This is a genomic window from Mycobacterium sp. 4858 (assembly GCF_900240975.1).
Classification (GTDB): Bacteria; Actinomycetota; Actinomycetes; order Mycobacteriales; family Mycobacteriaceae; genus Mycobacterium.
This window is the reverse complement of the sequence record NZ_LT968775.1, coordinates 277,722-301,570: the sequence shown is the minus strand read 5'-3', so window position 1 is coordinate 301,570 and position 23,849 is coordinate 277,722. Positions and strand designations below refer to the sequence as shown.

General features: G+C 67.8%; 23 protein-coding genes. 9 read left to right on the top strand and 14 right to left on the bottom strand.

The window, feature by feature from the left end; translation table 11 throughout:
• The first annotated feature begins 207 nt into the window (after positions 1 to 207).
• The 6 genes from C1737_RS01500 to C1737_RS27470 all read left to right on the top strand — a co-directional run bounded on the left by C1737_RS01500 (position 208) and on the right by C1737_RS27470 (position 5,644).
• On the top strand, positions 208 to 915 hold the full coding sequence (locus C1737_RS01500; RefSeq protein WP_102417035.1) for a TetR/AcrR family transcriptional regulator: 708 nt from the start codon (positions 208 to 210) through the stop codon (positions 913 to 915).
• Positions 916 to 951: 36 nt separating this feature from the next.
• Positions 952 to 1,416, top strand: a complete 465-nt coding sequence (locus C1737_RS01495) for a DUF1772 domain-containing protein (protein WP_102417034.1) — start codon at positions 952 to 954, stop codon at positions 1,414 to 1,416.
• Positions 1,417 to 1,820: 404 nt separating this feature from the next.
• Positions 1,821 to 2,549 carry a class I SAM-dependent methyltransferase gene (locus tag C1737_RS01490; protein WP_102417033.1) on the top strand — a complete coding sequence of 243 codons (729 nt, stop codon included), beginning with the start codon at positions 1,821 to 1,823 and terminating at the stop codon, positions 2,547 to 2,549.
• Positions 2,550 to 2,699: 150 nt separating this feature from the next.
• The gene (locus C1737_RS01485) at positions 2,700 to 4,175 is read left to right on the top strand and encodes an NAD(P)/FAD-dependent oxidoreductase (protein ID WP_102417032.1); all 1,476 of its coding nucleotides are present in this window, start codon (positions 2,700 to 2,702) and stop codon (positions 4,173 to 4,175) included.
• Positions 4,168 to 4,941 carry a maleylpyruvate isomerase N-terminal domain-containing protein gene (locus tag C1737_RS01480; RefSeq protein WP_158243941.1) on the top strand — a complete coding sequence of 258 codons (774 nt, stop codon included), beginning with the start codon at positions 4,168 to 4,170 and terminating at the stop codon, positions 4,939 to 4,941. Before C1737_RS01485 ends, C1737_RS01480 begins: the two co-directional genes overlap by 8 nt.
• A gap of 142 nt (positions 4,942 to 5,083) precedes the next feature.
• A complete protein-coding gene (locus tag C1737_RS27470; protein ID WP_199182766.1) occupies positions 5,084 to 5,644 on the top strand; it encodes a hypothetical protein in 561 nt (186 codons plus the stop codon).
• Positions 5,645 to 5,659: 15 nt separating this feature from the next.
• Here C1737_RS27470 and C1737_RS01470 read toward each other — a convergent pair whose 3' ends face one another.
• The 4 genes from C1737_RS01470 to C1737_RS01455 form a co-directional block, all read right to left on the bottom strand.
• Positions 5,660 to 6,838, bottom strand: a complete 1,179-nt coding sequence (locus C1737_RS01470) for a serine hydrolase domain-containing protein (protein WP_102417030.1) — start codon at positions 6,836 to 6,838, stop codon at positions 5,660 to 5,662.
• Positions 6,835 to 8,316, bottom strand: coding sequence for a biotin carboxylase (locus C1737_RS01465; RefSeq protein ID WP_067926755.1), 1,482 nt, complete (start codon positions 8,314 to 8,316; stop codon positions 6,835 to 6,837). The genes C1737_RS01470 and C1737_RS01465 overlap by 4 nt, the downstream gene beginning before the upstream one ends.
• Before the next feature lie 211 nt (positions 8,317 to 8,527).
• Positions 8,528 to 9,265 (bottom strand): carboxymuconolactone decarboxylase family protein, encoded by a 738-nt coding sequence (locus tag C1737_RS01460; protein WP_102417029.1) that lies wholly within the window; start codon positions 9,263 to 9,265, stop codon positions 8,528 to 8,530.
• Between the two features lie 59 nt (positions 9,266 to 9,324).
• Entirely contained in the window at positions 9,325 to 10,017 is a 693-nt protein-coding gene (locus C1737_RS01455) for a type 1 glutamine amidotransferase domain-containing protein (protein ID WP_102417028.1), read from the bottom strand.
• A gap of 259 nt (positions 10,018 to 10,276) precedes the next feature.
• On the opposite strand from C1737_RS01455, the gene C1737_RS01450 reads away from it, so the two are divergent.
• Together C1737_RS01450 and C1737_RS01445 are read left to right on the top strand one after the other, a co-directional pair.
• Positions 10,277 to 10,720 (top strand): hypothetical protein, encoded by a 444-nt coding sequence (locus tag C1737_RS01450; RefSeq protein ID WP_067926749.1) that lies wholly within the window; start codon positions 10,277 to 10,279, stop codon positions 10,718 to 10,720.
• A 327-nt stretch (positions 10,721 to 11,047) separates the two neighbouring features.
• Positions 11,048 to 11,818, top strand: a complete 771-nt coding sequence (locus tag C1737_RS01445; protein ID WP_102417027.1) for an enoyl-CoA hydratase — start codon at positions 11,048 to 11,050, stop codon at positions 11,816 to 11,818.
• A gap of 45 nt (positions 11,819 to 11,863) precedes the next feature.
• On the opposite strand, the gene C1737_RS01440 is transcribed toward C1737_RS01445, so the two are convergent.
• The 10 genes from C1737_RS01440 to C1737_RS01395 all read right to left on the bottom strand — a co-directional run bounded on the left by C1737_RS01440 (position 11,864) and on the right by C1737_RS01395 (position 22,949).
• Positions 11,864 to 13,027 (bottom strand): dihydrolipoamide acetyltransferase family protein, encoded by a 1,164-nt coding sequence (locus C1737_RS01440; RefSeq protein ID WP_102417026.1) that lies wholly within the window; start codon positions 13,025 to 13,027, stop codon positions 11,864 to 11,866.
• Positions 13,024 to 14,079 carry a 3-methyl-2-oxobutanoate dehydrogenase subunit beta gene (gene bkdB / locus C1737_RS01435; RefSeq protein ID WP_102417025.1) on the bottom strand — a complete coding sequence of 352 codons (1,056 nt, stop codon included), beginning with the start codon at positions 14,077 to 14,079 and terminating at the stop codon, positions 13,024 to 13,026. Before bkdB ends, C1737_RS01440 begins: the two co-directional genes overlap by 4 nt.
• Complete coding sequence (gene pdhA / locus C1737_RS01430) at positions 14,076 to 15,167, bottom strand: pyruvate dehydrogenase (acetyl-transferring) E1 component subunit alpha (protein ID WP_067926739.1); 1,092 nt, start codon at positions 15,165 to 15,167, stop codon at positions 14,076 to 14,078. Before pdhA ends, bkdB begins: the two co-directional genes overlap by 4 nt.
• A gap of 265 nt (positions 15,168 to 15,432) precedes the next feature.
• Positions 15,433 to 16,254 carry a CoA ester lyase gene (locus C1737_RS01425; RefSeq protein WP_102417024.1) on the bottom strand — a complete coding sequence of 274 codons (822 nt, stop codon included), beginning with the start codon at positions 16,252 to 16,254 and terminating at the stop codon, positions 15,433 to 15,435.
• Positions 16,251 to 16,748, bottom strand: coding sequence for a MaoC family dehydratase (locus C1737_RS01420; protein ID WP_102417023.1), 498 nt, complete (start codon positions 16,746 to 16,748; stop codon positions 16,251 to 16,253). Before C1737_RS01420 ends, C1737_RS01425 begins: the two co-directional genes overlap by 4 nt.
• A 49-nt stretch (positions 16,749 to 16,797) precedes the next feature.
• Positions 16,798 to 17,964: an acyl-CoA dehydrogenase family protein gene (locus tag C1737_RS01415; RefSeq protein ID WP_068096685.1), complete on the bottom strand. Its 1,167-nt coding sequence runs from the start codon at positions 17,962 to 17,964 to the stop codon at positions 16,798 to 16,800.
• Positions 17,961 to 19,967: an acetyl/propionyl/methylcrotonyl-CoA carboxylase subunit alpha gene (locus C1737_RS01410; RefSeq protein WP_102417720.1), complete on the bottom strand. Its 2,007-nt coding sequence runs from the start codon at positions 19,965 to 19,967 to the stop codon at positions 17,961 to 17,963. Before C1737_RS01410 ends, C1737_RS01415 begins: the two co-directional genes overlap by 4 nt.
• 5 nt (positions 19,968 to 19,972) lie before the next feature.
• Positions 19,973 to 21,544, bottom strand: a complete 1,572-nt coding sequence (locus C1737_RS01405; RefSeq protein WP_102417022.1) for a carboxyl transferase domain-containing protein — start codon at positions 21,542 to 21,544, stop codon at positions 19,973 to 19,975.
• Between the two features lie 11 nt (positions 21,545 to 21,555).
• Positions 21,556 to 22,206: a CoA transferase subunit B gene (locus C1737_RS01400; protein WP_067926554.1), complete on the bottom strand. Its 651-nt coding sequence runs from the start codon at positions 22,204 to 22,206 to the stop codon at positions 21,556 to 21,558.
• Positions 22,203 to 22,949, bottom strand: a complete 747-nt coding sequence (locus C1737_RS01395; RefSeq protein WP_102417021.1) for a CoA transferase subunit A — start codon at positions 22,947 to 22,949, stop codon at positions 22,203 to 22,205. The genes C1737_RS01400 and C1737_RS01395 overlap by 4 nt, the downstream gene beginning before the upstream one ends.
• Before the next feature lie 191 nt (positions 22,950 to 23,140).
• Between C1737_RS01395 and C1737_RS01390 the strand changes: the two genes are divergently transcribed.
• Complete coding sequence (locus C1737_RS01390; protein ID WP_102417020.1) at positions 23,141 to 23,797, top strand: TetR/AcrR family transcriptional regulator; 657 nt, start codon at positions 23,141 to 23,143, stop codon at positions 23,795 to 23,797.
• Positions 23,798 to 23,849: the final 52 nt, after the last annotated feature.

Sequence of the window (23,849 nt, the reverse complement as noted above, 5' to 3'; positions counted from 1 at the left end):
AAGCACACGGCCGGAACACGCGGCCGCGCCTCCGACCTGCTTGACTGTACAGGTTACACAGTACACAATTATTACGGTGTGAGTAAGCCGTAAGTAGTACGAGGGTGGAGTCATGAGCACCAGCACCACGGAACATTCCGCGAAGACGGTCAACGGCCACAATCCGGACGCGATTGACAGCTTCGTCGCCGAGGAGGGTGGTGAACAATGACGCTTCGCGAACAGGACACGCCTCCCCCGGCCCCACCTACGCTGACACCGGCCCAGCGACGGAGAGACCGGGAGCGAGCCGCCGCGCGGGCGACGATCCTGTCCGCGGCCCTGGATGTGGCCCGCCGCGACGGGTGGGACGCAGTCACCATGCGTCGGCTCGCCGGCGAAATCGAGTACTCCGCGAACTTTGCCTATCGCTACTTCACCGGCCGCGACGACATCCTCCGTACCCTGGTGCGCGAAGCGTTCGCCCGGCTCCGGGAGGCCATGGCCACCGCGAGTCAGCAGACGGAGCCGGATTCTGACAGCGGCTCCACCACCCACGTGTCGAGCACTGACGCGTCGAGCGCGGCGGCTGCAAGAGTGCGGCGTGCGGGCCATGCCTACCTCGATTTCGCCCTGACCGACCCCGACCTCTATCAGCTGATGTACGGCCTGGGCGGCGTGCGGGTGCCCGCCACCGACGCCTGGACTGAAGGGCAGGCTATCGGCAACATCATGAGCGAACTGCTCAGCGCCGCCGGTGACACCCGTGCCGAGCAGCACGTATTGCAGCTGTGGGCGACCGCGCACGGGCTGATTGCGCTCCTCGTCGTCGGCCGTGTCGATGTCGATGCCAGTGAACTTCATGCGCTGTTCGAGGACGCACTGACCGACTGCCTCACCCGCGCCCTGCCCGGGCCCGAAACAGCCCGGGCGTAGCCCGTCCGACCTCCTGGAAGGAACGACCTCGCCACCATGAACACCGTTGCCATCGCTATCGCCGTCGTCGGCGTGCTCAGCCTAGGAATCATCTACGGCACCGACCTGTTTTGCGCACTCATCGTGCGGCCGGCCGCAAGCGGCGCCGCCGATGCCTCCATCGCGGACTTGATCGGCCGAGTCCACGAATATGGGGACCGCCGCCTGCCTATACCTGGGGTGGTATCGATCCTGGCTGCAGGACTCGCCATCGCCATCAGCGACGGCGTCCCGGCCCGCGTCGGGGCAGCGACCGCCCTGATCGGACTGCTGGCCTGGCTCGCCATCTATTTGCGTATCAGCGCGCCCATCAACAAGAGGCTCCGCTCGGCCGCAGCTAGCCATACCGTCCCGGCAGACACCAAAGAGCTTCAGCGACGCTGGGACCGCGTCATCTGGCTTCGAGCTGCTCTGCAGACCATTGCACTGGGCGGTCTCCTGGCGGTCATCATCGTCCGCTGAACCGCAAAGAGGGCCACGCCCCGTCGCGCGCACAGCTGGTGGAAGCAGCCCATCGCTCGGACGGTGATGGATGAGGAGCTTGAGCCCAGCGTAGATTTCCCGCCGCCTCGTGATTGACACCGACTTCCCCGATGTTGTGTCGTCGCGGCTCCGCCGCGAGGGTCTAAGTGCTGTTCATCGCCGCCAGCGGCCAGGCGCTCGAGCGTGAATGATCTGTTTGCGGACCGGGCGTGCGCTACCGATGCCCGAGGCGGGTCGAAACGTCGCCGCTGCCGCATGTAACCCCATCCGATCAGCACCGAGCTGGGGATCCATTCCCAGTCAAGGAAGGCTCCAGTCCCGCCCCCTAGATTTGCGGGGCAGCGAAGACGTCAAAAAGAGCTTCCGTGGAAGGTGACCCACTCATGGCAGGACAGCAAGACCTGAAGCTTCTGCAGCCACACGACTACGACGAGCTGTACCGGGAGGGAAAGACATCGCCGGGCGAGGTCGGCACGAGTCTCGACGTTATTCCGTGGGACATTGGGGCGCCGCAGCCGATCATCGTCGAGCTCGCGCAGGCCGGCGAGATCACCGGCCCCGTGCTGGACGCCGGGTGTGGCCTCGGGGAAAACGCGCTGTTCTTCGCCGAATGCGGCTACCAGGTCACCGGGGTCGACGCGTCCTCATGCGCGATCGAAGACAACCGGACTAAGGCGCACGAACGCGGCTTGCAAGTCGAGTTCGTCGTGGCCGATGCGACCACGATGGAGGGCGTCGAAGGCCCGTTCCGCACGGCTGTGGATAGCGCGCTATTGCACTGTCTGGACGCAGAGGCGCAGCGCAGCTACATATCCGCGCTGCACGGGATCTGCGAACGCGGAGCACGCCTGCATTTGCTGTGCTTCTCGGACATGCTTCCCGCGGAAATCCCGGCCTATCGGAGCACCGAGGCCCACCTGCGCGAATCTTTCAGCAACGGTTGGATGATCCACCGGCTACAGCGCCGCGGCTACGCCACCACCTTTACCAAGGAAAAGGTCCGCAGCCTCCTCGAGAGGGACTCTTCGGCGATGGACCTCAGTCACCTTGAGGTCGATGATGCGGGGCGACTTCTGCTGCCGATCTGGCAACTGACAGCTGAACGGATCTGACGCGTCCATTCCCGAACAGCTCGCTGACGACGACGAAGTCAGCGTGAATCGCACAGTCCGCGTTAACCCGCCCCTTCCCGCGTACCCTCCATCTTACGGATATCTTAGATATCTCTTACTTTTCTTATTTTTGGTGTACTGTCGCCCGTCATGAGGTCGACGAAACCGTGGGTTGGCGCGGATCAACAGGAGCGACCCGCGAGTCGGCTCGGTGAACACGCCGTCGTATTGGGCGCGGGCATCGCGGGCTTGCTTGCGGCGCGGGTTCTTTCGGAGTTCTACGATTCGGTGACCGTCGTGGAACGGGACGCGCTGGCCAACGATCCCTGCGGGCGCAAGGGTGTGCCGCAGGATCGGCACCTCCACAACTTCTTGGGCGGCGGCACGCGGGTGCTGGCCGAACTCTTCCCCGGGCTGCTCGACGAGATGGGTGCCGCCGGAGCCGTGGTCGTGAAGGACGGCGACTTGTCGCGGATCTATGCGCGGACGGGCCGTTGCGAGTTGAAGCGCTCGGGCAGGCTGGCCGATCCCGCGGCGCTGACATTGTGCCTGGCCAGCCGACCGTTCGTGGAGCTCCACGTGCGCCGTCGGGTCGGCGCCCTGCCCAACGTGACGATTACCGACCGACACGACATCGTCGAACCGATTGCCGTCGCAGATGCCGTCACCGGGGCGCGGATCGTCAACCGCGACAACGGGTTAGCAACCACCCTGAATGCCGACCTGGTGATCGATGCGATGGGCCGCGCCGCGCGCACCCCCGCATTCTTAGAGCGACTGGGGTATGGCCGGCCGCCGGAGAAACGGTCGACCACCGCCCTCGGCTATTCCAGTCAACGGCTGCGCATCCCCCACGGCCGCATCGTTGAGCAACTGGTCGCGGTCAATCAGGGGGTCGATCGGCCTGGGGCATTGCTCATGGCGTGTGAGCACGACACCTGGATGCTGGCCGTCGGCCGGCCCGACGACCAGGGCGGTGCGCCAACCGATTTCGCGACAATGCTCGCCGTGGCCGCCGAGGCCCTGCCGAGGTCGATCGCCGACGGGCTGCACCGCGCCGAACCCGTTGGGGAGATCGCCACCTACCGCAACCCGGCCTCGGTGTGGCGCCGCTACGACCGGATGCCGAAGTTCCCTCGCGGCTTGTTGGTGACGGGCGATGCGCTGTGCAGTCTGAACCCCGTCTATGGCCAAGGCATGACGATGGCGGCGCTGCAAGCACTGGCACTGCGCGGGCGTCTACGGGGTGGCGATCGGGATTTGGCCAAGCGGTTCTTTGACGCCGCTGCCGCCGATATCGGTCCCACGTGGGCCCGCAACCAAGCTAACGACCGGGTCCCGTCTCGTGCCGGGAAGCGCTCGCTGCGCCAGAGGCCGCTCGCGGCGATGGTCAACGCGATGTTGATCGCCGCCGGCTACGACATCGCGGTGGCCGAACGCCTACTCCGCGTCGCCCACCTGGTCGATCAGCCGTCCCGGCTGACCGACCCCGCACTGCTGCCCCACGTCCTCGCCGCAAACCTTCGGCATCTGTTCGTGCGGACCCGCAACAGGGCGAGTAGGGCGCCGACCGATGTCGACCGGTCGCCCGGCGCGTTGCTTTACCGAGGACAACAGCATGGCTGACAGCGAAATCGAGGACGACCGCGATCCGCGACCGCCCCGGTTGTTGCCGCATTCAGACGCGGCGGCGGCCTACCGCCTCGTCTACGGGCGTGTCGATGAGCTGCTACGCGGCCGTGCCGAGGTCGCCGAACTGGCGGTGCCGGCTTGTCCTGCCTGGACGATCCGCCAGACGGTGGCTCACCTGGCCGGCGTTGCGGCGGACGTCGTTTCACTCAACGCGAAGGCCAAGGGCGCGAACTCCTGGACTCAGGCGCAGATCGACCGCCTCGACGGACACAGCGTCGACGAGTTACTGGACCTGTGGGAGCAGATGATCGAGGCGGTGACGGCAACGCTCGCTCTGGCCCCCCAAGCATCCGCATGCCAGCTGGTCTTCGACACCCTCACCCACGAGCACGACATTCGTGGCGCCTTGAGCGAACCAGGCTCTCGCACAGGCGATCTCACGTTCGAAGTAGCACTGGGGTTCGTGACGACCATGGGCGACCAATTCATTCGGCAAGCGGGATTGCCGGTGCTGCGGTTGATCACCCCCACGACCGGATCCGTACAGCTCGGTGCGTCGCATACGGCGCGCGGCGAAGTCGCCCTCGACGTCTCGGATTTCGAGGCGCTGCGCGCCTTCGGCGGCCGACGCAGCATCCGGCAACTGTTCGCGCTGCCCTGGCAGGGAGACCCGACAGATCTCCTGCCGGCCTTCACACAGCTGCTGCCGGCCTTCAGCAACGGCGGTGTGCGACCTCCTGAGGATGACCTCGTCGAATGACCACGGCGTGATGTGGTGCGGTTACCTTGACACTTCCCTAAAGGGAGTTGAGCGTTCGGGCCGGCCCCCGAAGACGAACGGGCGGCCCGGCCAACTGGTCAGATGCTTTTTGGTGCGGCAGTGATGCGGGTAACCTCGTGGGGTGCGCGCGGAATCTAGAATTGCCGCACCCGCGGTTGCCGCGGCGATCGCCGCCTGCCCGTGGCCCGTCGCTTCGGCTGACCCCACGCCCGAGAATCCACCGTTTCCTATCGGGCAGTTGGGCGCGCCCGTGCATGCGCGGGCGGCTGGCGGCGCGACCGCCGACATCACTGTCAACAGTGCAACGTGGTTACCGCCGGGGTGCGCCTCTCATTTTGCGGATCCGACGTCCGGCTCAGGGTGCAACGTGGTGGAAGTGACTATCACCGCGACGTCCCACCGGTTCTTCCAATTCGACCGCAATTACCTCTTCGCCGGATACGGCGGCGGCAATCAGCCGTTGACCCATCCCGCCGATGCGCCCCAGCCGGCAACGCTTGCGGTGGACTACCAACGGCTCGACAAGATGCCCCCGCTGCAATCGGGCGGCCTGCACGACGGGCAGTCCGCACATGGATTCGTCGGCTTCGCGATGTCGAGGGCGGGCGACCTGTACATCACGATCAACGATCCCTCGCAACCCGCTCCCTACACCGAGGCGGGCTGGGTCGTCCACACCTGACGCGGCCTGCAGGCACTAACGCGCGATTCCGGCCAGCTCGCGTGCGACCGCATCGAAGGCACGCAGCGTGTCCAGCATGTGCGGCTCGTGGGAGTGCGGCTGGGCGGACACCTTGGCGGCGACCAGCTCGGCCGGACGGTTGACGTAGATCATCTGCCCGCACATGCCCAGGCACAACACGACGTCGTTGCCCGGGTACGGAAACCACATCTGGTTGCGGTACATGCCGCCGGGCAGATCGGTGTCGTGGTCGGGGCTGGCGGCGAAGGCCTCGCGTGAATCGGGGCCGCCGTCGAGGGTGTCGGCGATCCACGCAGCCGACACCACCCGCCGGCCGGTCAGCGACACGCCGTCGCGCAAAAACAGCGACCCGAACCGGATCATGTCGATCAGGCAGGCGCTGATGCCGCCGTCAAAAAATCCGGTGCCGACGGGATCGACACCGATGGTGGCGTCGCTTTGGGCGCCGATGCGGCTCCACAGCAGTTCGGACATCAGGTCGGTCATCCGCTGGCCGCCGGCGACCTCGCAGATCCACCCCAATACGTCGGTCTCACACGAGCGGTATTCGAACGGGCCGCCGTGTGGCGACTTCTGCCTCAGCGTCAGCAGGAAGTCGTGCACCGTGGCGGGATCGTCCGCAGAACGCCGGGGCGCCCAGCCCATCGCGCGGTCGAGGCGGTGTATCTCTGCGGCCGGGTCGGCGTAGTTCTCGGAGAACTTGATGCCCGACCTCATGTCCAGCAGGTGGCGCACCGTCGCACCAGCGTACCCGCAATTCGCCAGGGCGGGAACATATTTCGTCACCGGTGCGTCCAGCTCGATGGCGCCGGAGCCGTGCAGCGCGCCGACGACGGCCGCCACCATCGACTTGCTCACCGAGAACAGCAGATGTCGGCTGTCCGCCCTGAGGTGGTCGAGGTACTCCTCGGCCACCAGCGACCCGCGGTGGGCGACGGCCCAGCCGTCGGTAACGGTGGCGGCCATCACTGCGCCCACGGTGCTGGCCGCGCCGTCAGTGCTGGTCAACCGGATCTCGGCCACCGGCGCAGGGGCCGTGGGCAGCACCGCGGCCGGCCCCGTCCCGCGCGAGATGATCGCCGTCGGCACCATGTCTTCGACGTGCTGGAACGACCACCGCGAATACGGGGGCGACAGCCAGTTGTCCAGTGAGATTCCCGCCGGGACGCTCACGCGCGCGCGACGAGCCGCGAGACGATCGGCGCGGCGGGCGTCAGGGGCGTTGAGGTGAACTTCGCCTTCATGCCCTTGACCCAGCGCTGGCAGCGCTCGCTGAGCTGATAGTCGTCCGTCTGCAGGTGTGCGCGGGTGACGAGCACGCCGAGTTGGGCGCCCTCCGAACGCAAGTCGCCGGGCGCCGCGACCCGCATGTAAAAGGCCTCGGAGCCGTCGAGCAGCGTGGCCCAGTCGTTGGCGGTCCGCGAGAAGGAGACCCGGCCGTCGTCGTCGATGCGCCATACCCCGGTGCGTGGCGTCGCGGTGAAGATCTCGATATCCGGCGAGGTCTCGGTGAGTATCACCTGGCCCCAGACCTCGTCCTCGCCGTAGCCGCGCTCCCAGCGCGAGTTGATCTCGTCGATGTCGAGCTCGTAGTCCACGTCCATGTACTCGAGCAGGTGAAAGAGGAACAGCGGCATGTCGGCGTAGGCCTCGGTGGTCAGGTTCGTCATCGGACTCGCGCCACTCAGCCGCGGATTCACCTCGCCGAGGTAGAGCTCGTCGGAGTCGAGGTCGTGCAGCAGGTCCACCTCGAAGTAGCCGAGGTAGCCCTCGCGGCGCATGACGTCGCCCAGTTTTGTCACCATCTCGCGCGCGGCATGCGTCTGGGCGGGCGGCAGCACCTCGTGCCAGATGTCATTGCCACACCAGCTGCCCCGGCTCGGCGTCAGCTCCGAATAACCGACGAGACTGGTCATCGCGGGGCCGACCACGGTGCCGTGGCGGGTCACCGCACCCTCGAGGCATACCTCGACATTGCGGATGCGCTTCATGACCTTGAGGTCCTGCCCGACCAGGTCACCGGCGTGCTCGTCCCAGTCGCGCTGACCGTGCACAAAGAACGTCCCGCTGCCGGCATTGCCATATGCGATCGAGATGACGAGGTCGTCTCCCAAGCCGGCGTCTTGTGCGAGCGCCAGCAGTTCGTCGTAGGAGCCGGCCCGACCGATCGTGTTGGGCACACTGGGCACCCCGGCCTCGTCGGCCAGGCGCGTCATGACGATCTTGGAGCCCAGGCGGTTGCGCAGCTCGATCGGCGGATGCATGACCTCGAGGCCCGCGGACCGCGCGAGCGCCTGGATTTCCTCGTTCATCATCACAAAGCAGCACTTGCCGCCGGGGCCTTTACCGGCGATGAACTCGAGCGTCTCGGGGTCGGACAAGAGGTGGCTGCACACCTCGTCCATCGAGTCGAAATCGCGGCGGTCGCGGCGCCGCGGCACGAATACGCGCGAGTGTGTGCCCTCGAAAGAGTCGAAGTAGGTGAGGTAGAAGAAGTTTCGTATCCAGCGGTCGACGCCCAGCAGGTTGAACGGGGTCGGCGAGATGAAGTACAGCGGCACCTTGTTGGTGTGGAAGAACGCGCGTACGTCCGAGAGGCCTTTCAGCGGCCCGCGCTGCGCCGGGCCGGACCCGCCGGCGGGCACGCTCACGCCACCCGCGCTGACGTCGGCGCCTGCTGCCGGCGCTGGCGTCGGAGGGGTGGGGGCGACGCGGTCGGCGTGTGGGCGGTGAGCTCAGGTGTCTTCATTCCACAAGTCTGGCCCGGCGCACCGCCGGGCGAAAGTGCAGAGTGCCGCGGCGTCGGCGTCATCTTCCGTCTCTGCGCCAATAACGGGCGCGTCCCGCGCTCATGCACGGCGATCAGCCACCGAACGCGTTGGCGCCCATGACCAGGGCCGCGGTGCCACCGAAGAGATATCCGACCTCGACCGCCTCGGTCACTTCGGGCTCCGAGGCGCCCGCGGCGCGCGCGTTCCCGGCAAGCGTCTTGACGCCGTCCGGATGTGCGGCGATCGCGTCGGTCACCATCGCCATGAGGAGCTTGTATTTGGCCGGAATAGCGCCATCCCTCAGGATTCGCTCACGCATCGCCAGGTAGGAATCGCCGAATTGCGGGTCGCGCTGCTCGATGGCCCCGAGCCACGGCGGCTTGGCAAGGCCCGGGGCCGGCGGGCCCGCTACAGGGTTGCCGGGGTCGGGGCAGCCACTAGCCGGGACGGCAGCGCCGTCACCGCACACGTCGGCGCGGCTGGGCGGCGCCCCGTGCGCCAGCAAGAGGGCGCCCACGATGAGCGCCACGATCCATAGCACCGTGCACGCCCGGAAATCCGCGACCGCCACCGGCAGCGCGTGCCTTCTGCGCATGGTGGCGGCCCCAACGGAGCGGCCGAGCCTGACCGCTTCGGCGATCTCGGCCGCCGAGGCACCCGCCGAGCGCGCATCGCCGGCCGCCGCAGCGGCCGCGCCCGGACGCGCGCAGGCCGCGCCGGCGGCCATCGCGATAAGCGCGCGGTACTTGGCCGGAATGGCGGCATGGTGTGGGTCCGTGCACGGGAGTCGCGCCGGCGTTGTCGGCGACGGGCGGAATCTGACGGTCATTGCCGAAACGTACGCCCGGGCATTGCCCGGCGCAACCGAAACATGTTGCGGCCCTTCGCTTAAGGCAGTTCCTTCATGAACTCCTTCGCCAAAGGGCCCGCGGAGGCCGGATTCTGGCCGGTGAACAGGTTGCGGTCCTTCACCGTGTAGGGCTTCCAGACCTCGCCCCGGGAGAAGTCGACGCCCATCTTCACCAGTTCGTCCTCGGCGGTCCACCGCGCCTTCGCCCGCAGCCCGACGGCGTCCTCCTCGTCGTTGGTGAAAGCCGTGACCTTGTAGCCGGCGAACGGGGAATTGCCGTTGCGCCGAGTCGCCATCATCGCGACCGGCGCGTGGCAGACGATGGCCAGGGGCTTGCCGGAGGCCAGCGCTGCGGTCAGCAACCGGCCTGAATCGGCGTCCTGCCAGAGGTCCTCCATCGGGCCGTGACCACCGGGGTAATAGACGGCGTCGTAGTCCTCGAGGCGGGCGTTGGCCAATGCGATCGGGTGCCGTAATTCCTCGGCGGATCGCAGGATCTCCTCGAGTTCCGCAGCAATCTCTTCACTGCCGGCCATCGACGGACGCAAGCTCATCACATCCACATGCGGGACAACGCCTTTCGGCGTGGCCACCACGACCTGGTGACCCGCGTCCGTGAGTGTGCGATACGGCGCCGCAAACTCCTCGGCCCAGTAGCCGGTCGGATGTCTCGTCCCGTCCTGAAGCGTCCAGTAGCTTGCGCCCGTCACCACGAAAAGAACCTTCGCCATCGCGCTTCCCCTCGATTGCCCCGCAACGTATCGATCCGTCCCAGCGTCGCCCATCTGGCCTGGGCCTGCAATACCCGCCCGCGCCCATCGCATCCATGACACCCGGCGGAAATGGTTTTTAACAACGGCTTCACCGCCGCTTGTCGCCCAGAGTTTGCCTATTAGACGGTTCGGGAACCACAATTGGCGTGTCGTGCGAGCAGATGACGCCAGCGGGGGGATTATGACGTAGGCGTCTCTATTCGAGGGGTGGTCGATGATGACGTCGGACGACTGGCAACCGGTGGTACGAGTTGGAGAACCAAAGTTCGTAGCCGGCCTGGGAAACAGGATCAAAGTCGAGGTCAAGACACGGGGGTGGCTGAGCCGGGACTGGCGAAGCTACTTCGGTCTACAGGTATCGCAGCAACGGCTCGATGCCAGGTACTCCTCTTATCCCTGCTGGGATGAGGTCCAGCGCATCGAGGGGACGTGCGCCCTCGACGATGCGGAGCGCTACATCGAAATGATCGATGCCGCAATCCACTACGCGAACACCAGATTGCGAAATGACGCGGTGCCAAAGACGGTCATGTCCGGCGCGCAGCCGGATCAACGGGCGTGCGCGGTGCGACGGCGCCAGGCGGCGCTCGATGAACTGGCGAAGAAGTTGGCGAAACCCGAGGTCGGCGACAACGTCGCGTCTTTAAATACATCCTGGTAATCAGCGCCGTCCGATCGCGCGCGCATGCGATCGAGGCCGAGACGAGGAAAGCGCAAACGCATTTGAGAGTGCACGACCATTCTTTGCCGAATTTCGACGCCACCTCAATGGCGTTCGCGTTGTTGGATCTAAGCAATCCCCGAAGGACGCCACGCGAAGCCGATTAATCGGCTGTTCATGACCGCGTGGAACCACACCCATACGCCGGCCGACTTGGCGAAACCCACCGGGACGCCCGCAGTACCCTTACCCTGCCCCGAGTCGCAGCCGCGGCACCGTAATCGTGCGTCGCCAAGACGCGCCAACTCCAAGCCACGGAGGTACCCGATGGCCCAGTCAGACCTCGTCTTGTTCACCGTCGACAATCGCGTCGCGCTCATCACCGTCAACGACCCCGACCGGCGCAACGCGGTCACCGCCGAGATGTCGGCCCGCCTGCGCGCGGCCGTCGAGCGGGCGGAGGCCGATCCGGACGTGCACGCCGTGGTGATCACCGGCGCCGGCAAGGCCTTCTGCGCCGGCGCGGACCTGAGCGCGCTCAGCGCGGCCGGCGGTGACAAAGCCGAGACCGGGCTGCAGCAGCTCTACGACGGCTTCATGGCCGTCAGCAGTTGCCGGCTGCCCACCATCGCCGCGGTCAACGGCGCGGCCGTCGGCGCGGGCCTGAATCTCGCATTGGCGGCCGACGTTCGCATCGCCGGGCCCGCGGCGTTGTTCGACGCCCGATTCCAGAAGCTGGGGCTGCACCCCGGCGGCGGCGCGACGTGGATGCTGCAGCGGGCGGTGGGCCCCCAGGTCGCGCGCGCGGCACTGCTTTTCGGCATGCGTTTCGACGCCGAAGCCGCCGCCCACCACGGCTTGGCGCTGGCCGTCGCCGACGATCCCGTCGCCGCGGCGCTGGAGCTGGCAGGGGGGCCAGGGGCCGCCCCGCGCGAGGTCGTCCTGGCGACGAAGGCCACCATGCGCGCCACCGTCAGCCCGGGATCGCTGGATCACGAACAACACGTGTTCGCCATGCGCACCGAACTCGGGCCGCAGGCCTACTCCATCCAGTCTCCGGAGTTTGCCCAGCGATTGGCCGCCGCGCAGCGCCGGTAGTGCGAGTGCGGCCTGTTCCGGTATCCGATGCCGCCGCACCACGGGCTACAGGTCGAGCAATGCGGTCATCGGTGATTCGACCAGATCCCTCAGCTCGGTGACGAACTGGGCCGCCTGGGCGCCGTCGGCGACGCGGTGGTCGAACACGCAGGTGAGCGTCATGGTCGGGCGCACCACGACCTGATCACCCACGGCCACCGGGCGCGGTTTGATCGCACCCATCCCCAGGATCGCCGCTTCCGGGTGGTTGATCACCGGCACGCCGTCGTCGGCACCCAGCGCCCCGAAGTTCGACACGGTGAAGGTGGAGCCGCGCAATTCGGCCGGGGTCAGCGTGCCCTCCCGCGCGCCGGTGACCAATTCGGTTGCTCGTCTTGCCAGTTCGCGGGTGGTCTTGGTGTGCGCGTCGGCGATCACCGGGACCAGCAGCCCACGCGGGGTGGCCACTCCGAATCCGAGGTGCACACGTCGCTCGACGCGAACCGCCGGACCTTCGGCCGAGTCGACCCATGTCGCGTTGAGAATCTGGTTGTGGCACAGCGCAATGAGTAGTAGCCGCATCGTCAGGATGAACGGCGTGATCTTCTCGTCCGTCGACACCCGATCCGATAGCCGCATCAATTCGGTGCAGTCGACCTCGACGCTGACTTTGGCGGCCGGGATCTCGCGGTGCGACAACGCCATCTTCTCGGCCATCCGCGCCTGCACGCCACGGACCGGTCGGACGTCGGCACCGTTCTGGTCCGCGGCCGCCAACACGTCGGCGCGGGTGATGATGCTGTCGGGATCGCGTGGCAGCGAGCGCAGGTCGACCATCAATTCCTTGGCCAATTTGCGCACCGGAGGGGCGGCGAGCGGGCGGCGGGTTCGCCGGCTGGTGTCGATGCCGGCGTCCGCGCCATAACCGACGAGCGTGGGGACGGTCCCGGCGGCCGCAGGCTCGTCGCCGTTCAGCGGTGCCGTATCGATGCGGACCAGCACCTCCCCCACCGGCAGCACATCGCCTTCGCCGCCGCGCGTTTCGACGATCCGACCCGCGTACGGGCTGGGCAGCTCCACCTCCGCCTTGGCCGTCTCCACCGTGCACAGCACCTGGTTGAGTTCGACGTCGTCGCCCGCGGCGACGTTCCAGTGCGTCACGGTCACTTCCTGCAATCCCTCGCCGAGGTCGGGGACGCGGAATGACTTCACCCGCTCGGTGGCGTTCATGGCAGCCCCAACGCACGCTCGACGCAGTCCAGCAGCCGGTCGGGGCCGGGCAGCCACAGTCGCTCCAGCCGTGCCGGCGGGTAAGGGGGGTCGAATCCGCAGGCGCGCAACACCGGCGCCTCCAACTCGTAGAACAGCTCCTCTTGAATCCGGGCGGCCAACCCGGCACCATATCCCAGGCTGCGCGGCCCCTCGTGCATCACCACACAACGCCCGGTCCGATGAATCGACGCGGCCACGGTGTCGAAGTCCAACGGGACCAGTGATCGCAGGTCGATGACCTCGACGCTCCAACCACGTTGGCGTTGCGCCTCTTCCGCCGCACCGACCGCGGTGCCGACCAGGCTGCCGTAGGTCACGACCGTCACATCCGAGCCGGGGCGGCGCACCGTCGCCCGCCCGATCGGCGGTTCGGGGCGGTCGGTGTCGACCGTGCCGCGGACCTGATAGCGCCGCTTCGGCTCGAGGTACATCACCGGGTCCGGGCAGGCGATCGCGTGGCGAAGCAGCCAGTAGGCGTCGGCCGGAGTGGACGGAACCACCACCTTGAGGCCGGCGGTATGGGCCCAATACGACTCGGTGGAGTCCGAATGATGTTCGGCGGCACCGATTCCACCGAAGGACGGGATCCGCACCGTTACCGGCATGTCGACCTCGCCGCGGGTGCGGGTGCGGTACTTCGCCAGATGGCTGACCACCTGATCGAAAGCCGGGTAGCAAAACCCGTCGAATTGAATCTCCGGTACCGGGACGAAGCCGCGCAACGCCAGACCCACCGCGATGCCGATGATGGCAGACTCGGCCAGCGGCGTGTCGAAACAGCGTGTGTCACCGAATTTTTCGGCCAGCCCCTCGGTTACCCGGAACACCCCACCCTCGACCGAGACGTCCTCACCGAACACCAGCACCCGGTCGTCGGCGGCCATCGCGTCATGCAGGCTGCGGTTGAGCGCTTGCACCATGGTCATCGACTGCGCACCCAGTGCCGCGTTCTGCGTTGCCGTGGTGAGGGTTTCGGCGGGACCGGCGGGCCGATCGGCGAGCTGGGTCATTCGATCCTCCCCAGTTCGGCCCGCAGCGCTTGGCGTTGCGCCTCCAACCCGGGCGTCATTTCGGCGTACACGCTGGTGAACACCTCGTCGATGTCGAAGTCGGGTGCCCCGAACACCGCGTCGCGCAGCTCGGTGCGCATCCGCTTCGAGCGGGCAGCGACCCGCTCCTCCAAGCGGTTCGACCACAGCCCCTGCCCCTGCAGGTAGGCGCGGTAGCGCGGGATCGGGTCGAGCGCCGCCCAGCGGTCCACCTCCTCCTGGGTCCGGTAACGGCTGGGATCATCCGACGTGGTGTGCGGGCCGAGCCGGTAGGTGACCGCCTCGATCAGGGTCGGTCCGCCGCCGGCCCGGGCGCGGGCGGCGGCCTCGGCCATCACCGCGTAGCAGGCCAGCACGTCGTTGCCGTCCACCCGGATTCCCGGCATGCCGTAGCCGATTGCCTTGTGCGCGATGGACGGTGCCTTGGTCTGTTTGTGGATCGGCACCGAGATCGCCCACTGGTTGTTCTGCACGAAGAACACGCACGGCGTGGCGAACACGGCCGCGAAGTTCAGTGCCTCGTGCACGTCCCCCACGCTGGTGGCACCGTCACCGAGGAAGGCCACCGCCACCGAGTCCTCGCCGAGCCGCTGCGCGGCCATCGCCGCGCCGACGGCGTGCAGCGTCTGCGTGCCGATCGGGATCGAGGTCGGGGCGCAGCATTTCTTGGTGAATTCCAGTCCGCCGTGCCAGGTTCCGCGCCATACCGCGCCGACGTGCCCGGGCGGGATGCCGCGCACCAGGTACACGCCGAGCTCCCGGTATTGCGGAAACAACCAGTCCGTCTTGCGCAGACAGGCCGCCGCGCCCACCTGGGCGGCTTCCTGACCGCGGCAGGACGCGAACAACGCCAACTCCCCCTGGCGCTTGAGGTTGACGAACTCGGTGTCCAGCTCTCGGGTGACCACCATCATCTCGTAGAGCCAGGACAGTGTCTCCACGGGAAGGTCGCGGCCGTAGCGGAGTTCGGGCGTCGGTGTGCCGTCGGGAGCGACAAGTTGCACCGGATCGAGGTCGACGGTCATCGGTGGTTGAGGCGCCTTTGCCATACCGTCTCCCTACTTCGGTGCCGCAGGGGTCACAGCAAAAGCTCAACCGGGACCCGCCGCGAGCCGAAGTCGATCGCCAGCTACACGAAAGGCTCCGCTCGCCGCGACACTGGCGTACTCACCATTATGCGCTCAGATGAGAAGAGACCGCGGCGATCGCGACCGTGTCGCGCCCACCGGGGGTTTGGGCGGGGCCGGCCGGAGCCTCCAACCATTAGACGACTTTCGATTTTGATATCGCCGGCGATATCGCTTTCGCGAAGCTTCAACCGGCGCCGGACTGCCCCGCCCTGCGCACCAGCATCTCGGCGTGCTTGAGCACCGGCGAGTCCACCATCTGGCCCTCGAAGGCGAAAACGCCGCGCTCGGTCTGCGCGGCCGCCAATACCCTTCGCGCCCAGTCGACTTTGTCCTCGCTGGGGCGATAGGCGTCGCGCACGACCGGAATCTGGGTCGGGTGAATGCAGACCGTCCCGTGGAAGCCCACCGCGACGGCGTCGTAGGCTTCCGCCCGCAAGCCGTCGAGGTCGCGGATGTCCAAATGCACCGCGTCGAGGGCGATCCGGCCGAAGGTGGACGCCGCCAGCAGGACCGTCGACCGCACATGGCGGGCAACGTCGCGGTAGGCGCCGTCGGCCAGCCGGCTGGAGCTGCCCCCGAGCGCGGCGACCAGGTCCTCGGCGCCCCACATCATCGCGACGGTGCCGTCGGCAGCGGCGATCTCGGTGCTGAACACCGCCCCGCGGGGCGTCTCGATCAGCGCGATGACGTCGCGCGGTGCCAGCGCGGACACCTGCGCGGCCGACTCGGTCTTGGACAGCATCACCGTCGTGTAGGGCGTCGCGGCCAGGGCGTCCAGGTCGCGGGCGTACTCGTCGGTGCCGGCCGCGTTGATGCGCACCACGGTGCGCTCGGGGTCCAGCGGGGTCTCCCGCAGCGCCTTGCGCGCGGCAGGCTTGTCCGCTTCGGCCACCCCGTCCTCGAGGTCGAGGATCACCACGTCGGCCGCGGCGGCGGCCTTGACGAACCGCTCGGGACGGTCGGCGGGGCAGAACAGCCAGCCCGGGCCGGCGGACTGCAGGTTCACGTGGCCTCCTGGTCGCTGGGGCGCTTCTGGACCAGCGTGGTCCGCACCGCGCGCGCAATGACATCGCCGTGCTGGTTGCGACCGGTGTGCTCGAGGGTGACGATCCCTTCGCCGGGCCGGCTCTTGGACTCGCGCTTGCCGGTGCACACCGTCTCCGCGTACAGGGTGTCGCCGTGGAAGACGGGCTTGGGGAACGACACCTCGGAGAAGCCCAGGTTGGCGACGATGGTGCCCAGCGTCAGCTGCGAGACGGACAGCCCGACCAGCGTGGACAGGGTGAACATCGAGTTTACCAACCGCTCGCCCCGAAAGCCCGGCTGCTCGGCGGCCCACGCCGCGTCCAGGTGCAGCGACTGGGTGTTCATCGTCAGCGTGGTGAACAAGACGTTGTCGGCCTCGGTGATGGTGCGGCCCGGCCGGTGCAGGTAGGTCGTGCCGATCTCGAATTCCTCGAACCACAGGCCCCGCTGGACGATCGACTTGCCTTCCGTCATGAGCGCCGCTCCTCCTCATCGCTACGCTCTGCATCGTCGACGGCGCGCGTCATGACAGCCCCAGCGACCGAGCGATCAGCATCAGCTGCACTTCGGTGGTCCCCTCGCCGATCTCGAGGATCTTGCTGTCGCGGTAATGCCGCGCCACCGGGTATTCGTTCATGAACCCGTACCCGCCGTGGATCTGGGTGGCGTCGCGCGCGTTGTCCATGGCCGCCTCCGACGAGATCATCTTCGCGATCGCAGCCTCCTTCTTGAATGGCTTGCCCGCCAACATCTTCGCTGCGGCATCGTAGTACGCGGTGCGCGCGACGTGAGCACGCGCTTCCATCCGGGCGATCTTGAAGCTGATGGCCTGATACGAGCCGATCGGCTGGCCAAAGGACTGCCGCTCCTTGGCATACTTGACGCTCTCGTCGACGCAGCCCTGGGCGGCGCCGGTGGCCAGCGCGGCGATCGCGATGCGGCCCTCGTCGAGGATGGACAGAAAGTTGGCGTAGCCGGTGCCGCGGGCGCCTAGCAGGTTCTCCTCGGGGACGCGGGCGTCGGCGAAGCTCAGCGGGTGGGTATCGGACGCATTCCAGCCGACCTTGCTGTAGACCGGCTCGACGGTGAATCCCGGTGTGCCGTTGGGCACGATGATGGTCGAGATCTCCTTCTTGCCGTCACCGACCGTTCCCGTGACCGCGGTGACTGTCACCAGCTTGGTGATGTCGGTGCCGGAGTTGGTGATGAACTGCTTGCTGCCGTTGATCACCCACTCGCCGTTGTCGAGGCGGGCCGTGGTCCGGGTGGCGCCCGCGTCGGAGCCGGCGCCCGGCTCGGTGAGCCCGAAGCCGGCCAGCGCCCGGCCGGCCGTCAGTTCCGGCAGCCACTTCTGCTTCTGTTCTTCGGTGCCGAACCGGTAGATCGGCATCGCGCCAAGGCCGACGCCGGCCTCCAGCGTGATGGCCACCGACTGGTCGACCTTGCCGAGTTCCTCGAGCACCAGCGCCAGCGCGAAGTAGTCGCCGCCCATGCCGCCGTATTCCTCGGGGAACGGCAGGCCGAACAGCCCCATCTCGCCCATCTTGGCCACCACTTCGTACGGGAAGCTGTGCTCTTCATCGTGTTTGGCCGAAACCGGCGCGACCACGGTGCGCGCGAACTCGGCCACGGTGTCGCGAAGATCCTCGTATTCCTTGGATAGCGTTCCCGTCGTGATGGATGTCGTCATGTCTCGTCCTTACTCGAATCGGCTGCTGTGTCGGGCTCTTCGGGGACCAGCCGGGCCAGCACTTGGTCGACGGTGACCTGATCGCCGACGGACACCAAGACCTCCACCCGTCCCGAAACCGGTGCGGACAGCGAATGTTCCATCTTCATCGCCTCCACGACCACCACCACGTCACCCTCGGATACCTCGGTGCCCGAGGGGACCTGGACCGCGATGACGCTGCCGGGCATGGGGCTGAGGATCTCGGCCTGCTGCCCGCCTGCCGCGCGGTGAATCTTGTGCTCTTCGGCCTCGCGCAGGTGCCAGGCCCCCCGCTCGTCGGCGATCCACAGGTGCCGGTCGGCCTCCGCCCACCGGTATTCGCGGCGCACGCCGTCCAGCGTGAGGTCCATGCGGGGACCGTCGACCCGCACGCCGGCCGAACGGATCTCGCCCGAGCCCAACTGCACCCGGGCGGCGTCCGGTGTGCCCCATACCGAGACGGTGTCGCTGCGCAGCGGGGTCTGCATCTCGGTGCGGACGGGCGCCGGCGCCCCACCGACCCGCCATCCGGTGGGCACCGCCCAGGGGTTGCCCGCGGCCCGACGGTCCAGCGCCCACTGGCGGTAGAGGCCCCCGGCGGCGAGCACGTCGTCGGGGGCCGGCAGCGGTGCGAAGTCCGCCACCCGCTCGTCCAGCAGCGCAGTGTCCAGGTCGCCGGCGCGGACGCGCTCGTCGGCCAGCAGGAACCTGAGGAATTCGATGTTGGTCTGCACCCCGAGGATCGCCGTGTGTGCCAGTGCCCCGTCGAGTTTCGCCAGCGCCTCGTCGCGGTCCTCCCCGTGGGTGATGACCTTGCTCAGCATCGGGTCGTAGTCGCTGCCGATCAGCGTGCCCGCCAGCAGCGACGAGTCGACGCGGACCCCGGCCCCGGAAGGTTCGACCACCCGCAGCACCCGGCCGCCGGTGGGCAGGAAGCCGCGTGCGGGATCCTCGGCGTACACCCGGGCCTCGATGGCATGGCCGTGCAATTCGATGTCGTCCTGCGCGAAGCTCAGCTTCTCGCCGGCGGCCACCCGTAGCTGCCACTCGACCAGGTCCAAACCGGTAATCGCCTCGGTGACCGGGTGTTCCACCTGCAGCCGGGTGTTCATCTCCATGAAGAAGAACTCGTCCGGCCGGTCGGCGGAGACGATGAACTCCACCGTGCCCGCGCCGACGTAGTCGACGCTGCGAGCGGTGTTGCAGGCGGCCGCCCCGATGCGGGCGCGGGTCTGTGGGTCGAGCAACGGCGAGGGCGCCTCCTCGATCACCTTCTGGTGGCGCCGCTGCAGGCTGCACTCCCGCTCGCCGAGATGCACCACGTTGCCGTGGGTGTCGGCGAGCACCTGCACCTCGATGTGCCTGGGCCGCAACACGAACCGCTCGAGGAACAGGGTGTCGTCGCCGAACGACGAGGCGGCCTCCCGGCGAGCGCCCACCAATGCCTCGCGCAGCCGGCTCGGGTCGTCCACCAGGCGCATGCCTTTGCCGCCGCCGCCCGCCGACGGCTTGATCAACACCGGGTAGCCGACCTCTTCGGCGGCCGCGACGAGCTCGTCGTCGCTGAGTCCGGGCTTGGCCACCCCGGGAACCACCGGCACGTCGAACGCGGCGACCGCATTCTTGGCGGTGATCTTGTCGCCCATCACCTGTATCGCTTGCGGCGGCGGGCCCAGGAACACCACACCGGCACGCTCGCAGGCGGCGGCGAATTCCGCGTTCTCCGAGAGGAACCCGTAGCCCGGGTGGATCGCCTGCGCTCCTGTGCGCGCCGCCGCGTCCAGCACCTTGCCGATGTCTAGGTAGCTCTCGCGCGCCGCGGCGGGCCCCAGGCGCACGGCCGTGTCGGCCTCCAGGACGTGGCGGGCGTTGGCGTCGGGGTCGCTGTACACCGCGACCGAGCGGACGCCCAGCCGGCGCAGGGTCCCCATCACCCGGACCGCGATCTCGCCGCGGTTGGCCACCAATACGGTCTCGAACATGGCCATCACATCCGGAAGACGCCGTAGGAGACCGGCTCCAGCGGGGCATGGGCACATATCGAAAGGGCCAGCCCGACAACCGTTCTGGTGTCGGCCGGATCGATGATGCCGTCGTCCCACAGGCGCGCGGTGGAATAGTACGGGTTGCCCTGGTCCTCGTATTGGGCGCGGATCGGCGCCTTGAAGGCCTCCTCCTCGTCGGGCGGCCAGGGTTTGCCGGACGCGGCGAGCTGTTCGCCGCGCACCGTGGCCAGCACCGACGCGGCCTGCTCGCCGCCCATCACCGAGATCCGGGCGTTGGGCCACATCCACAGGAAGCGCGGCGAGTACGCCCGCCCGCACATCGAATAGTTGCCCGCCCCATAGGATCCGCCGATCACGACGGTCAGCTTGGGCACCCGGGCGCACGCCACCGCGGTCACCATCTTGGCGCCGTGCTTGGCGATGCCGCCCGCTTCGTAGTCGCGACCGACCATGAACCCGGCGATGTTCTGCAGGAACAGCAGCGGGATCTTGCGTTTGTCGCAGAGCTCGATGAAATGCGCGCCTTTCAAGGCGGATTCGCTGAACAGGACGCCGTTGTTGGCGATGATGCCGACGGGATGGCCGTGGATGCGGGCGAAGGCGGTCACCAGCGTCTTGCCGTAATTGGTCTTGAACTCGCTGAACTCACCACCGTCGACCAGCCGCACGATCACCTCGTGCACGTCGTAGGGCACTCGGGGGTCAGGCGGCACCACGTCGTAGAGCTCGGTCTGCGCATGCTTGGGCTCGACCGCGGGACGGACGTCCCATTGGCTGGGCTCGCGCGGGCCGAAGGTGGCCGCGATCGCGCGCACGATGCGCAGCGCGTGCTCGTCGTCGTCGGCGAGGTGGTCGGTGACACCGGAGACCCGCGAGTGCAGGTCGCCGCCGCCGAGGTCCTCGGCCGAGACGATCTCACCGGTCGCCGCCTTCACCAGGGGCGGGCCGCCGAGGAAGATGGTGCCCTGTTCGCGGACGATGACGGCCTCGTCGCTCATGGCCGGCACATACGCGCCACCAGCCGTGCACGAACCGAGGACGGCGGCCACCTGCGGGATTTCCTTGGCGCTCATGGTCGCCTGGTTGTAGAAGATCCGGCCGAAGTGCTCGCGGTCGGGGAAGACCTCGTCTTGCCGCGGGAGGAACGCACCCCCGGAGTCCACCAGGTAGATGCAGGGCAAGCGGTTCTGCAGCGCGACCTCCTGCGCGCGCAGGTGCTTCTTGACCGTGATCGGGTAGTAGGTGCCACCCTTGACCGTGGCGTCGTTGGCGACGATCACGCACTCCCGCCCGGACACCCGGCCGATCCCGGTGATGATTCCCGCGCCCGGGGACTCGTCGTCGTACATGCCGTTTGCGGCCAGCGGGGCCAGCTCCAAGAACGGGCTGCCCGGGTCGAGCAGTCGGTCCACCCGCTCGCGCGGCAGCAGCTTGCCACGACTGACGTGGCGTTCGCGCGCGCGTTCGTTGCCGCCCAGCGCCGCGGCCGCCAGCTTGGCGTTCAACTCGGCGACCAGCCGGCGGTGCTCTTCGGCGAACGATGGCGCGGTCATCACTGTTGAAGTCACGAATGCCTCCCGGTTGTCGCCAGCACAAGCGGCGGTTCGGTTTTGTCCAGCACCTCGTCGGCCGAGACGCCGGGGGCGGTCTCGATCAAGTGCAAACCGTCGTCGCGGACGTCGATGACGGCCAGATCGGTGATGATGCGGTCGACACAGCCCGTGCCGGTCAACGGAAGAGTGCACCGCGCAACGATTTTCGGGCTGCCGTCGCGCGCGGTGTGCTCCATCATCGCGATCACCTTGCGGGCGCCGTGGACCAGGTCCATCGCGCCGCCCATTCCCTTCACCATCTTCCCGGGAACCATCCAGTTGGCCAGGTCGCCGGTGGCCGAGACCTGCATCGCCCCCAGCACGGCGACGTCGAGATGTCCGCCGCGGATGATCCCGAACGAGTCCGAGGAACCGAAGAAAGCAGCACCCGGCATCGTGGTGACCGTCTCTTTGCCGGCGTTGATCAAATCCGCGTCGGCGTCCTCGGGCCGCGGATAGGGTCCGACGCCCAGGATCCCATTCTCCGAATGCACGACGACGGTGACGCCGGGCGGGATGTGGTTGGGCACGAGGGTGGGCATCCCGATGCCGAGGTTGACGTATTGGCCGTCCTCGAATTCCGCGGCCACCCGCGCCGCCAAACCCTCTCGGCTCCAACTCATTGCCGCACCGTTGTCTTCTCGATCGGCTTGTCCGGTTCGGGCACGTGCACGACCCGCTGCACGAAGACGCCCGGGGTGTGCACCGTCGCGGGGTCGATCTCTCCCGGCTCGACGAGGTGCTCCACCTCGGCGATGGTGACGGTGCCGGCCCGCGCACAGTCCGGATTGAAGTTGGCGGCGGCCCGCCGGTAGACGAGGTTGCCGTGCCGGTCGCCCTTCCAGGCGTGCACCAGCGCGAAGTCGGTGCGGATGGCCCGTTCCAGGACATAGGTGACACCGTCGAATTCACGGGTCTCCTTCGGCGGTGACACCACGGCCACCGCGCCGGATGCGTCGTAGCGCCACGGCAACCCACCGTCGGCGACGGGAGTCCCGACGCCAGCGGGGGTGTAGAAGGCCGGGATACCCATCCCGCCGGCGCGCAGCCGCTCCGCGAGCGTGCCCTGCGGGGTGAGCTCCACCTCGAGCTCACCTGCGAGGAACTGGCGAGCGAACTCCTTGTTGTCACCGACATAGGAGGCGACGGCCCGGCGAATCCGCTTGTGCTCCAAAAGATGAACCAATCCGACGCCGTTTCCGCCGCAGTTGTTGGACACCGTCTCCAGGTCACGCACGCCGGTGGTCACCAGCGCGGCGATCAGCGCCTCGGGGATGCCGCAGAACCCGAAGCCCCCCACCGCCAGGGAGGATCCGTCGGTTATGTCGGCAACCGCCTCGGCGGCCGTCGCCACCACCTTGTCCATCGCCGCAGCAGCCTCCTTGCCGTCGGGCGGGGTTTGAGTTAATGCTCATTAACTCGCCGCTGAGAATACCATCGCCGACCCCACCGGTCCAGAAACGCCGTCCCGGCGCCGTGCCGCCCGTTGTCGCAGGTTAATCGCGAATAACTCGTGCTAAGTTAGTGGCGATTAACCAACTGGACCGGGGGTCCGTCATGACAACGTCCACCTCCGACGGGCCGCCCGGCTCTGCCGATGCCCCGAAGCGTCGCAGCCAGCTGAAATCCGACCGGCGCCTGCAGCTACTCTCGGCGGCCGAGCGGCTGTTCGCCGAGCGCGGCTTCCTCGCCGTGCGGCTGGAAGACATCGGCGCCGCCGCCGGTGTCAGCGGGCCGGCGATCTACCGGCACTTCCCCAACAAGGAGTCGCTGCTGGTCGAATTGCTGGTGGGCATCAGCGCGCGGTTGCTCGCCGGCGCCCGCGACGTGCGGGCCCGCAATTCCGACGCGGCCGCGGCGCTGGACGGTTTGATCGACTTCCATCTCGACTTCGCGCTCGGCGAGCCGGACCTGATCCGCATCCAGGACCGCGACCTCGCGCATCTGCCCGAGGCCGCCGAAAAGCAGGTGCGCAAAGCGCAACGCCAGTACGTCGAGGTGTGGGTCGGGGTGCTGCGCGAGCTGAACCCCGACCTGGCCGAGGCCGATGCCCGGCTGACCGCCCACGCGGTGTTCGGCCTGCTGAACTCGACGCCGTACAGCATGAAATCGCCGGACGCCTCGCGCGGCAAACCCGCCCGCGCCGCGCGATCCCGCGCCGTCATGCGGGCGATGACGGTCGCCGCGCTCGCCGCCGGCGGCGAGCGCGCCTGAGTCCCCGCCGTGAGGTGATTCGCCGTTCCTGCGCTCGGCGCAGGTAGTCTGC